This is a genomic window from Yinghuangia sp. YIM S09857 (assembly GCF_051388915.1).
In the GTDB taxonomy this organism is placed as follows: domain Bacteria; phylum Actinomycetota; class Actinomycetes; order Streptomycetales; family Streptomycetaceae; genus Yinghuangia.
Genome location: NZ_JBPKBH010000009.1, coordinates 1 through 11,190 on the forward strand (window position 1 = coordinate 1; position 11,190 = coordinate 11,190).

Annotated in this window: 7 protein-coding genes and 1 pseudogene; 2 read left to right on the forward strand and 6 right to left on the reverse strand. The window is 68.8% G+C overall.

What is annotated here, in order from left to right; all coding sequences use genetic code 11:
* From ACRX5S_RS20275 to ACRX5S_RS20300, 6 genes and pseudogenes are all read right to left on the reverse strand, one after another.
* Positions 1 to 117, reverse strand: a pseudogene (locus ACRX5S_RS20275) (UTP--glucose-1-phosphate uridylyltransferase); the annotation flags it as partial.
* A gap of 94 nt (positions 118 to 211) precedes the next feature.
* Positions 212 to 2,134 carry a PIG-L family deacetylase gene (locus ACRX5S_RS20280; protein WP_436774412.1) on the reverse strand — a complete coding sequence of 641 codons (1,923 nt, stop codon included), beginning with the start codon at positions 2,132 to 2,134 and terminating at the stop codon, positions 212 to 214.
* A gap of 344 nt (positions 2,135 to 2,478) precedes the next feature.
* On the reverse strand, positions 2,479 to 4,578 hold the full coding sequence (locus ACRX5S_RS20285; protein WP_436774413.1) for a glycosyltransferase family 4 protein: 2,100 nt from the start codon (positions 4,576 to 4,578) through the stop codon (positions 2,479 to 2,481).
* Positions 4,575 to 6,317, reverse strand: coding sequence for a stealth conserved region 3 domain-containing protein (locus tag ACRX5S_RS20290; RefSeq protein WP_436774414.1), 1,743 nt, complete (start codon positions 6,315 to 6,317; stop codon positions 4,575 to 4,577). The genes ACRX5S_RS20285 and ACRX5S_RS20290 overlap by 4 nt, the downstream gene beginning before the upstream one ends.
* Entirely contained in the window at positions 6,311 to 7,951 is a 1,641-nt protein-coding gene (locus ACRX5S_RS20295) for a hypothetical protein (RefSeq protein WP_436774415.1), read from the reverse strand. Before ACRX5S_RS20295 ends, ACRX5S_RS20290 begins: the two co-directional genes overlap by 7 nt.
* A gap of 2 nt (positions 7,952 to 7,953) precedes the next feature.
* The gene (locus ACRX5S_RS20300; RefSeq protein ID WP_436774416.1) at positions 7,954 to 9,474 is read right to left on the reverse strand and encodes a stealth family protein; all 1,521 of its coding nucleotides are present in this window, start codon (positions 9,472 to 9,474) and stop codon (positions 7,954 to 7,956) included.
* 730 nt (positions 9,475 to 10,204) lie between these two features.
* Between ACRX5S_RS20300 and ACRX5S_RS20305 the strand changes: the two genes are divergently transcribed.
* Positions 10,205 to 10,495 carry a hypothetical protein gene (locus ACRX5S_RS20305; RefSeq protein ID WP_436774417.1) on the forward strand — a complete coding sequence of 97 codons (291 nt, stop codon included), beginning with the start codon at positions 10,205 to 10,207 and terminating at the stop codon, positions 10,493 to 10,495.
* A 246-nt stretch (positions 10,496 to 10,741) separates the two neighbouring features.
* Positions 10,742 to 11,190: SigE family RNA polymerase sigma factor (locus ACRX5S_RS20310; protein ID WP_436774418.1), on the forward strand; the 449-nt coding region annotated here is incomplete at its 3' end.

The window sequence follows — 11,190 nt, forward strand, 5'->3', positions numbered from 1 at the left end:
CAGCATCTCCTTCGGCGTCGCCTTCGTCGCGGGCAGGAACCGCGTCCCCAGCCCCGCCGCCGGGACGACGGCCTTTCGCACGGGCGTCGGGTGCGGAACGGCGGGCTGCGCGGTCACTGTTTCCGTCCTCGGGTTCGCTGGTCTTGCCTCTGGTCACACCGAGTCGACCCGTACGTGCGCGCGGCACGCCGGGAGGACGCCGGGTCGTCCGTCAGACGGTGACCCATACGGTGAACTCGCCTTGAGGGTTTTCATCGTCCTGGCGGGTTATGTGCAGTTGTCCGTCGACGCCGATCGCGGCAATGACGGTGCGACCACGTGAGTCGAGGGCCATGGCCGGGGCACGTGTGATCGGGCCGGCGAGGCGGCGCCACTGGGGGGCGCCGACGTTGTCGGTCGCGGCGACGAAGAGTGTGCCTGCGGCGTCGCGGACCAGCATCAGCGTGTCGGGCCCTCCGTGGCTTTCCCGCCAAAGTGCGCCCACCGGGCCCAACCCGGTGGGCCCGCCGGGTTTGAACAGGGACAAGTCTCCTCGCGTCCCACCGGAATTCCGGAACACCAGGGGTTCGGCGGTCTCCCCCTGCCGGTAGTACAGGCCGACTCCTTGGCCCACCGGCACGGCGTTGAACCCGGCTGAGGCGACCGGCAGCCCGCGGGGCTTGTCGTCGTGGACAAGGGGTCCTTGCGGTGACTGCTGGTACCAGCGACGGACGCCCTTCTTGTCAGGGACGTTGACCTCGACGGTCCCATCGGCGACCGTGACCGCCTTGGGCAGATCCTGGAGGAAGGTGCCGCCCAAGTCGGTCCAGGGGCCCCAGCCGTCGGCCGACTCGGCTCGCATGGACAGGCCCTGCCCGAAATTGCGAACGAAAACGTGTGCATAGCCCTTGCCGTCGACCGCCACCGTGGGGACGCCCGCCTCGCGTTGCCGTCTCGGCTCGCTTCCGGAACCCTGAGGGTTGCCGAGAGACTCCCAGGCGCCGAACGGCTCTCCGGGAGCAGGCTGGACGGCGCGCACCAGGTCGACCTTCGGCGTTCCGTCCGCGCCTGATGTGCGGCGCAGACCCACGAGATGGACGCGCCCGTCCGAGCCTGCGGCTGCCGCGAGCCGAGGGGTCAGCCCGTTCCCCGGCAGTGCGGTCGGTCCCGTCCAGTGGTCCTTGCCGGGACCGTCCTGCGTCCAGTAAACGGCGACGTCGCCGAGCACGGCGGCGGCCAGCAACTGTCCTTTGGCGTCACGGACCAGCCACGAGGTGTCGGGCGCGTAGCGTTCGGCAGTGCTGAAGATGTGGGTGCTGCGGTACGGGTCGGTGCCCAATTGATGGTCGCCGCAGTCGTTTCCACGGCACGTCTCGCCGTTCGCACCGGCATAGACCGCCAGGACTCGCGCTTTTTCGGTGTGCATGTCTTTGCCCAGGTTGTAGGGCCAGAACCGGTTTGCATAGGCGCGGTAGTGCTCCACGACCGGGCGGAGGGTCTTCTTGTCCGTGGCCACTCGGCTGACGGCTTCGCGCGTGAGCAGGGCGACGGCCGTGTGGTCCGTGTGGTCCGACACGGTGTATTGGGCCTTGCCGGCGTCGTGTTCGGGGTCGGGGTCCAGGGTGCGGAGAACCGAAGGCCGGTATTCGCGGAGGATCCCCGCGAGTGAGTCGACCACCTGGGTGCGGTTCGCGTTCTGGACCTCGGTTACGGGCGAACCCGGGACCGGCAGCGTCTGCTGCGCGGGGGCGGTTCCGTCGAACAGCCTGACGAGCGAGAACACGGGGCCGTTGTAGCCGGTCAAGGTGTCGCTCTTGCGCAGATCGAAGAAGATCAGGTGCACGTTAGGGTGGCTCACCAGCACGTCGCGGTGCACGAGGAACCCATCGGCGAATCGCGCGGCCTCACTGCGCCAAGGACCGTCGGTCCGCCCCGTCGCCATGAGCGAGTAGGCACGACGCAGGCCGGTCTGCCTGGCCCGCGTGTAGCCGGGATAGTCCACCGCAGTGCGGTTTCGGTCCGGTGCGTCCGTGTCCACATTGCGGCCGTCTCCCTCGGCCGCGGTGAGGACCACCGTCGTCACCGGGCTTCCCGCGGCGATGGCGTTGAGGACACCCGGGTTCATGAAGTAAAGGTCGTCGTCGGGGTGAGCCACGATTTGCACGTACGAGCCTGCCCATGGCCCGGCGTCCCCGGTCCCCGGCGAGGGAGTCCCGCTCTCGTCCGATTGTGCGATGCCGACCCACTCCCGAACCCTTGGGCTCACGCCGAGTACTGTCGTCCCGATTGCCACCGACCCTGCCACGGCCCCCAGCACGGTTCGCCGCTTATGCCCGCGAAAAGGGGAGACGCCGGTCGTCTGGGCGTTCGGCGCCGATTGCCCAGGGGTTTCGGAATTCTCCGGAACCGCCACACCCGGCTGCTCCACTGCGGACGCTCCTCCCATGCCGCGCGCGGCAGTTGCTTCCCCCGATCGTTGTCCCGACCGATCCTGCGGATTCATGTGCGGTCGATGACGTTCATCGACAACTCGCTGTGCCCGGTGCAGTAGGCACGGACGTCGGCCCGAGGCACGGGGTGCACGACGACGAGTCCGTCCTCGTCCTCATCGGCGACGGTCACGGCGTCGTACTCGTACACGGCCTTCTTCTGCACGAAATCGTCAAGGAACCGTCCGACGCGCACAGACTGGTCCACGTTGCCGCGGGGCGCCAGCCACCAGTCCCAGTCCTCCCACCGGGTCAGACGGGCACTCACGACGCGCTGGAAAGGCAGCGAGAACGAAAAGCGGCGACCGTCGACCTCCGATGGCCCTGCGACCACCACACTTGCTCCGTCTCCGCGCCGCTTCAGGACGAGCACCGCATCCGCGGTCGGCTCGTCCGGTCCGAACAGCACGCCGTGGACAACGAATCCGTCGACATCGACGTCGACCGACGTGCACTCCGCATGCACGGGACGGCGCCACGACCGGAGCGCGAGGTGCCCCTGAGCCGTCGCGTAAGGAGCCTGCCACGCGAAGGAACCGGATGACTCGGGGGATCGCAGCAGAGCGAGCTTGCGGTGCAGGAGTCCCCGCGAGTCCACTACCCCCGCGCGCACACGCGCCCGCCGCCCCAGGCCGTGTTCGACGATCACAGCCCATCGCCCCTCGTCCAGGGCTTCCGCCTGCGCGGCTGTGAGGGCGGCGGTCAGCACGGCCTGGTCCTCGCCGTGTCCCGCCGTGCTCTGTGTGGACAGCGACACGACCCGCTCGGCCCCGGTGTCCTCGACCTCGCGCAGGGCCACCGTGGCGTCCGCCTTGTCCGGCGGGACCCGGAGCACGAACCCCATGCCGCCGTCGGCGCCGACCGTCAGGTCCACGGTCGCCTCCGGCGCACGGCGCAGCAGCCGGTCCTGGACCGCCTCGCGGAGGCCGGCACGGTGCGCGGGGCGGCGGCCGGGGTCGAGCCCACGCGCTTCGGCGCGCTCGGTCATGAGGGCGGAGTACCGGGCGGCAACAGCGGACGGGTCGTAACGGCGGCTGTTCTCCAACGCGGCGGCGCCCATCGCCGCACGCAGGTCGGCGTCGCCCATGAGGCGACCGAGCGCCTTGGCGATGTCCTCGATGTCGCCCTCGGCGGCAAGAAGTCCGTCGACGCCGTCGGTGATGATTTCCCGCGGGCCCACCGGACAGTCGGTGCTGACCACCGGCAGCCCACAGCGCATGGCCTCGACCAAGGTCATGCCGAACGACTCCTCCGACGAAGTCACGGCGGCCACGGACCCCTTGACCCACTCGGGGTCGAGCGGGGTGACTCCCCCCATCAGGAGGACCGAATCGGTCAGACTCAGCTCGCTGATCAGTTCGCGGAGCAACGCACGTTCCGGCCCTTGCCCGTAGATGCGCAACTGCCACTCGGGGAAGTCGTGGCGGAGCGAGGCGAAGGCCTGGATCAGGAGGTCGTAGCGCTTGACCGGCTGCAAGCGTCCGGCGGCGATCACGACGGGAAGGCGGCCATCGGCGGGCGGGATGGTGGAGGCGGCAGTGCTGTTGGGAATCGCGACCACCGGTACGCCGGGCACGTGGGTGTGCTCGGCGAAGGAGCGCGCGTCGGCCTCGGTGACGGTCGTGACGGCGTCCAGACGCGGATAGTGGGCCCGGTACGCCTCCCGTACCCGGTCCGGCACCCGCAGGTGCGTCATGTGCTCCTGGCCGATCTTGACGACGTCGTCCCGGCCCAGGCGGGCGATCATCAGATTCAGGCTGGACCGCGTGCCCACGACGACATCGGCGTCCGTGTCCGCGAGGTACGCACGTATGCGCTCGTCGGTCAGGGCGCTGTACTGCCCGTAGTACTCCTCCTCGGGCGGCACCAACGTGCTCGGCTCGCTCAGTTGAGGTGCCCCGCGGTCGGCCCCCGACGCTCCCGGGCGCAGGTCGACGAGCGGTCGGACCGTCACACCGGTCGGCTGTTCGAATGCCATCTTCTGCTGGCGCCGGAAGACGGAGACGATCTCGACTTCGTGGTCCGCCGCGAGTCCCTGGGCGAGGTTGAGGACAGTGCGGTTGGTGCCGCCGATGCCGTAGATGTTCTGGATGAGGAAGGAGATCTTCACTGCTCGGTCGATTCTGTCTCGAACGGACTCGCGACGGGGAAGTAGGCGTCCAGGAACGCGGCGATCGCGTCGGCTTGCAGTGCCGCTTCCCGCGCGCCTGTGGTCGTGTCGTTGAGGCAGAACGCGTCTCGGTCGCGTTTGGCCAGAAGCAGGCCCAGACGGCGGTCGACCAGCGGGTGCGCCAGATCGAGGTACCGGTGACTGATCTCCCCGGGCACCGCGCGTCCGGAGTAGTACGCGTAGTACTGGTGCAGCGACGAGGCGATGGAGAGATCGGTGATGTCCCGGAAGCGACTTGCCGCGGTACGCCGGTGCTCGTCGGCGAAGACATCCTCGATTTCCGCGAGGACGCTCCGCCGCAGCGCGTAGGGAGCATGCCGCATCTTCCGCACGATCTCGGCACCGAACTGCCGTTTGATCAGTGCCCGGTTGTTCTTGCCCGCGCTGGTCACCGGTTGGTCCGCCGATTCCGGAGCTCCCTTGGGAACGAGGGCGTTCGACGGGAAGAAGCGCGTCATGCCATTTGACAGGAAGAAGTCGCCGGGGAGCACGGGGCGTCCCAGGAACATGTCGTCGTTGAAGTACAGGAAGTGCTCGGAAAGTCCGTCGATGTGGTGCAACTGGCTTTCGATGGCGTGCGAGTTGAACGTCGGCAGGTTTGCCGGGTCGGTGAAGATCTCGCGATGGCTGACCACGCTGACCCGCGGGTGTGCGTGCTCCAACCACGCCGGGGTCTGGTCCGCGGTCACCAGGTAGACGTGCCGGATCCACGGCGCATTGGCGTGCAGCGATCGAAGCGAGTAGCGGAGTTCGTCGCGGCTGAGGTAGCGCGCCAGGTTCGCGGACTCTTCGTGGTAGGTCGCCTCGTCGGCCTGCGCGCGGAGCTTGCGCCACTCGGGATCGGAGCCGTCAACCCACGTGTAGACGGCGTCGACGGGAAAGCCGACGTCCTCGGGGAGCGCACCGTCGAACTCCTCGCGGCTGCGCACGTGAGCAGGCTGTGCGCCGTGCGCGTGGAACTGGGTGAACACCGGGGCGGGCAGGCGTACCGGCGGCCGGTCGCGGCGCACGGATGTGCTGGCGCGGTTGTCGCGCGGTGCGATCAGGAGATTCTGTTCGGGTTCCCAGCGTTCGAGGTCGCAGCCAAAGGCGTCGCCGAGGACCAGAGTGCCGGACGGCTCGGTCCGGAACGTCGTGATGCGCACAACCTCGGCATCGCCCGCCCAGCGCGGCACGGCGGGGCCGCCGAGTTCCACCGCGCGGTCCGCGCTGCCGTCGGCCTTGACCGCGCTCGCATACAGGGGCTCGTCGAACGCGCAGCGAAGCAGCGCGGCCAGGGCCTGCTGCCAGTCGGCCGAGGACACGGCGAGTGTGCTGCGGAAGTCGTTGGTGCCGCGCACCGCGAAGTGGTCGATCCCGGCGTCGTCCAGCGCGGCCACGACGAGACTCAGATTCTCTTCCCGGGCTCGCAAGGGGCTGAGTTCCGGATCGACCCGTGCCACGATCACGCGTCCGCGACGCGGGACCGCGCGCCACTCTTCCGCGGCGAGTCGGCCCGCCCAGCGCGCGGGAATGTTCGCGGGCACGATGGCCGAGGCACGGCTGCCGAGGGCTGCGACGCGACGCTTGACCTGCGAGCGCAGGTTGTGCGGCATCTGCCGGGCGATGTTCTTGCGGGCCGCTTCCGGCAGCGCTTTGCGGTAGGCGGCGACGAGCGGCGAGTTCTCGGCGTTCAGCACGTGACACCTGTTCCCGGCAGCTCCCGGGCGCCGCTTCGCTCGAACGGGGACGGGACGGGGAAGTACATGGCGAGGAAGTCCGCGACCGTGTCGCGGGCGCCGTCCGCGACGATCGCGTCGTCGACGCCGAAGAACTGGAGGAAATCCGTGTCCCGGCGCATGCGCAGACGCTGGAGATGGACGTCGAGGCGCCGTGCGGCGAGGTGGACCCCCGCGTAACGCGCGCTTCGTTCGAGAGTTCGGTTCGAGGCCCAGTAGTGGTGCAGGCCTGCGAGAGGAGCTGCGTCGCCTGCCGCGCGTGCCTCATCGGCCCACGAGGCAACCTCCGTGAGGACCGAAACACAGAAGGCCTGGGGGCCGGCGAACACGCCGGAGGACACGGCGCGTCCCGATTCTCGTGCCACCAACGACATCCAGGCGGGGGTGGCTTCGCCCGGCCGCAGCGGCGCGGCCACGTACTGCGCGAGTCCCGCCGGGGTGAACAACGAGTTCTTGCGGAGTGGACGGCCGAGCAGAGACCCGGCGGGGAGGAACAGGAACTGCTCCGACAGATCCGGTATTCGGTGCAACCGGTGGTCGACGTCGCTCATGCCGTCCGTGCCGGATGCCGCATCGTCGACGAGGTCGGACGCGTCGACCACGCGCACCCGTTCGTGCTCGCGCGCCACCCAGTCGGGGACGGGCGCGGTTGCCACCACGTGGACCGTGCGTACCCAGGGACTGTGTTGGTGGATCGACCGAAGCGCGGCTCGGAGCATTGCCTCCGCGATGTCGTCCGACACCGTGGAGGGTCGGACAGGTCCGCTCCACAGGCACACCGCGTCGATGGCGAACGCCACTTCGTCCACCCGCGGCACCCCGAACCCGTGGTGCGTCAGGACACGGGGCCGCTGCCGGGCCGGATCGGCGTACCCGCTGAACTTGTGCATCGGCTCGGAGACGGTCGGCGCGGTCGCCGGGGCCAGCCTCATGACGCGGTTCTGTCGCGGCCCGCGGAGCTGCTTGCCGTCGCGGGACCAGAACTCGACGTCGACACCCACCTCGGCCGCCTTGACGAGGTGTCCCGTCGGGTCGCAGCGGACCCAACTGACCCGGATGACATTGGACTTCCCCAACGGACGCCAGGAGGCGGTTTCCGAGCCCGGCTTCGGACCGGCGTTCCGCCGCGGCGCCGGCAGCACGGCCTCCACGTAGCCCGATGACTCGGTCAGCAGCGCACGGAGGGCCTGGTGCGTGCGCGCGCGATTCTCCTTCGCGACGGCGACGACGGTGCGCCGGTCGTCCAGGCCGGGCACGGTGAAGTGCGGGATCTTCCACGCGGAGAGTGCCGTGGCGACCGCGGCGTGGTTCAGCTCGCGGGCGAGTGAGTCGGTGAGTCCGTTGTGGACCTCGGCCACGCGACCGTCCGCAAGCACCCTGCGCGTTCGCGGGGTTGCGAGGTTGAAGCGCCTCAAACGACGTCGTGCCCGGGCGCGTCCCGCCCGCTCCGCGGGCACCATGAGCCACGACGCCTTGGACTTGATGCCCTTGCGGGTCTCGGGGCTGAGACGTTCGGATATGACATCGCGCATCTGCGGCGGCAGGACCGTGCGATAGGCCGCACCGACGAGGCGGATCGCTTCCAGTTCGCCCATGGTCAGTTCAGCTCCTCGGTGGGTGCCGTCGGCGACGGCCACGACGGCACCCGCTCCGCGGGACTGGGAACCGGCAGGTATGCGTCCAGGAAGGGGCTGATGACCGCGTTCTGGACCTCGATGTCGGCGGCGCTGGAGAACGAGTCGTTGAGACAGAACGCGTCGCGGTCACGTCGCAGCAGCATCTGGGCCAGTCGGCTCGCGAGTTCCGGGTGCGCCAGATGTACGTAGCCGTACTGGACCGAGCCGGCGATTGCACGGCCGGTGAGCAGTCCGTAGTAGTGCGCGAGCGAGGAGGTGACGGACAAGTCGGTGAGGGCGCGGAACTTGCTGCCGGCGGTCCGTGCGTATTCGTCCGGGTACCGCTCTTCCAACTCGCGCATGACGCTTCTGGACAGCGCGTACGGGATGTGGTCCATCGGTTGTGAGATCACTCGCCCGAACGTGCGTTCCAGCAGTGCCCGGTTGTTCTTGCACGCGGCGTCGACCGGGGTGTCGTTCTCCGTGACAGGCCCCAGGGCGATTCGTGCGCCCGCGGGAAAGTACTTGGTCATGCCGGACGGCGTGAAGAACGCCTGCGGTGCGATGGGGCGTCCGAGGAACATGTCGTCGTTGAAGTAGAGAAAGTGCTCGGACAGCCCGTCGATATGGTGCAGTTGGCTTTCTATTGAATGCGAGTTGAAGGTCGGCAAGTGGGTGCTGTCACTGAAGATCTCACGGTGGCTGACCGTTCGGACGCTTGTCTGTCCTTCGGCAAGCCATGCCGGAGTTTGGTCGTCGGTGACAATGTGGACACACCGAACCCAGGGTGCGAAGGCGTGCAACGAGCGTACTGAGTAGCGGAGTTCGTCGCGGCTGAGGAATCGCGCGTCGCTCGCGGACTCCTCGTGGTACACCGTGCCCTGGACCTCGGCCTTGCGCTTGGCCCACTCCGGATCCGTGCCGTCCACCCACGTGTAGACGACGTCGATGGGGAAGTCGATGTCGCCGGTCTTGAGGCAGTCGAACTCCGGGAGTGAAGGCACGGTGGGTTCGACGCCCTGTGGCAGGGCTGCGTACGCCGAGTACAAGCGGGTGAAACGGTGTTGGGCAACGGGGACCACGGTGTGCCGGGCAGGTACGCGCGTGGTGACTTTGTTCGCTCGCGGCGCGACGAGATCCTCGCCGTCGACACGCCAGAACTCGATGACGCAGCCGAATTCGTGGCCGCACACCAGTGATTCGGTTTCGTCGGCGACGAAGCGCGTGACTCGCACTGCGTGTGCGTTGCCGAGTGTGATCGGACGGCCGCCTGCGCAGTACTCAAGCCGCTCCTTGGCGCCGGAGACGGACGCAAGCGCCGATATGTAGCCCGGAACGAGCCCGAGGTCTGCGGTCAACGCCTCGAACACGGCATCGCGGGCGTCCTCCCGCACCGCCACCGCGGTCGAGCGGTCATCCAGTGTCGGCACGGTGAAGAAATCGATCCCCGCCGCCGTCAACATCTCGGCCACTCGGGCCCGGTTCACTTCGCGCGCACGCATGGGGGTCGCTCCGGCGAAAGCGAAGGCGAGCCTTCGCCGCCCGCGTACCGAAACGGTGCAGCGCCTTGCGAATTCCGGCGCCGGCGCTTCGGGCGCAGCGGTACCCGTATGCGCACTGCGCGTCATTCCATCCTCGCAAATCGGTGAAATACCCAGGCCGGCCGTACCCGGCGGCGCAATGGCGTCCGTGGAATCCCCGCGATCCCACAGAGGTGAGGGCACAGGATACCCCACCGTAGGGGCAGGCCATGCAGGAACCCGGTGCCGCCCCCCGGTAGCGCCCCCGCGGCGTGTCCGGGACGGTGACTTGCAGACTTGCCGTCGGCGGACGCCAGGCCGCCGGTCGAGCCGCACTCCGTCGGACGTTGTGTCGTGGACTGCGAAGAATCGGCGAGATATTAACCGCATTGCCCGGAAAGTCCGATGGAGCAAATTCGGCGGCGGATCCCTGAAGTAGGGAAAGTTCGCCCAACCAATAGAAGCGGAGAATTTGATCGCTCATCGCGCGAAAGTATCGCGAGGGAATTTCCCGCGCCTCGATCGTCGCATTGAATGCGCGCATCTGTGCAGGCGATCTCGGGAATTTGCATCAACATCGCGGCGGCTCAGGGGCCCTCCGTCGGTGGGGTCACGGTCAGGGCTGTGAGGGGGGCGTTGCAGGCTTGCAGGTCGAGCGGGGGAGTAGGGGGCGTCCTGCGCCTCGGGCATCGACGCGACCGCGGGCGCGCTCGTGCGCTCCGGCCAGGCCAGGCTGATCGTCGCCGGGCAGACCGCGGTCGACTGCGCGATCGCGCGCGCCTGGCTGCGCTCGGGCGACATCGATGTCGTGGAGTACGCCGAGATGTTCGCCGCACTGTGCGTCAAGATCCAACGGGACCTCGGGTTCGGCGACGGCCGCTTCAACGTCAACGGCGACACCATCGCGATGAGCCATGCGTTCGGCGCGACTGGGGCCGTCCTGATCGGCGTCTGCGCGGACGAACTCGCCCGCTCCCGGGCCCGCCACGGCGTCGCGCGGTGAGCGGCGCGGCCGGCCCGGGGAGCGCCGTCGTGCTGGAGGCGGTGGCGTGAGGCTGTCGGTCTCCCTCGGTCTGTGGCAGGACCGGCCGCCGGAGGAGGCTCTGCGCACCGCGGAGGCGGCGGACCGGCTGACGCGGCGGCTCCCCCTTTCCGAAACGGTTCCGCGGCCAAAACGCGTCGGCCGGTAACGCACCCGATGGTTTGAAGCGTTACTCGCATGACTCGGGCGTCGACGCGCGGAGGTTCCATGACGGGGGGTCGGGTGGGCGATTTCGAGGACTTCGCGCACGCGCGAAGCGGGCAGTTGCTGCGCACGGCATGTCTTCTGACAGGCGATTGGCACCTGGCCGAGGACCTGGTGCAGGACACGCTCGGCAAGCTCTTCCGCAAGTGGCGCCGGGTCAGCGTGATGGAGTCGCCTGTCGCGTACGCGCACACCACGCTCGTCAGGACCTTCGTGTCCGCGCAGCGGCTCAAGCGGTCGTCGGAGCGTCCCGACGATTCCCTGCCGGACACCGCGGTGCAGCAGTCGGGGGACATAGAGCTCCGCGTCACGCTGATGGCCGGATTGTCCCGGTTGTCGGCGCAGGACCGCGCGGTGCTCGTGCTGCGCTACTGGGAGGACCGCTCGGTCGACGAGACGGCCGAGATATTGCGGATCAGACCCGGCGCCGGGGGGGGGAGGGGGGGAGAGGG

Excerpts from the sequence above, each read along its gene's own strand:
- ACRX5S_RS20295 (WP_436774415.1), bottom strand. The coding sequence starts at position 7,951 with ATGGGCGAACTGGAAGCGATCCGCCTCGTCGGTGCGGCCTATCGCACG.
- ACRX5S_RS20300 (WP_436774416.1), bottom strand. The coding sequence starts at position 9,474 with ATGCGTGCGCGCGAAGTGAACCGGGCCCGAGTGGCCGAGATGTTGACG.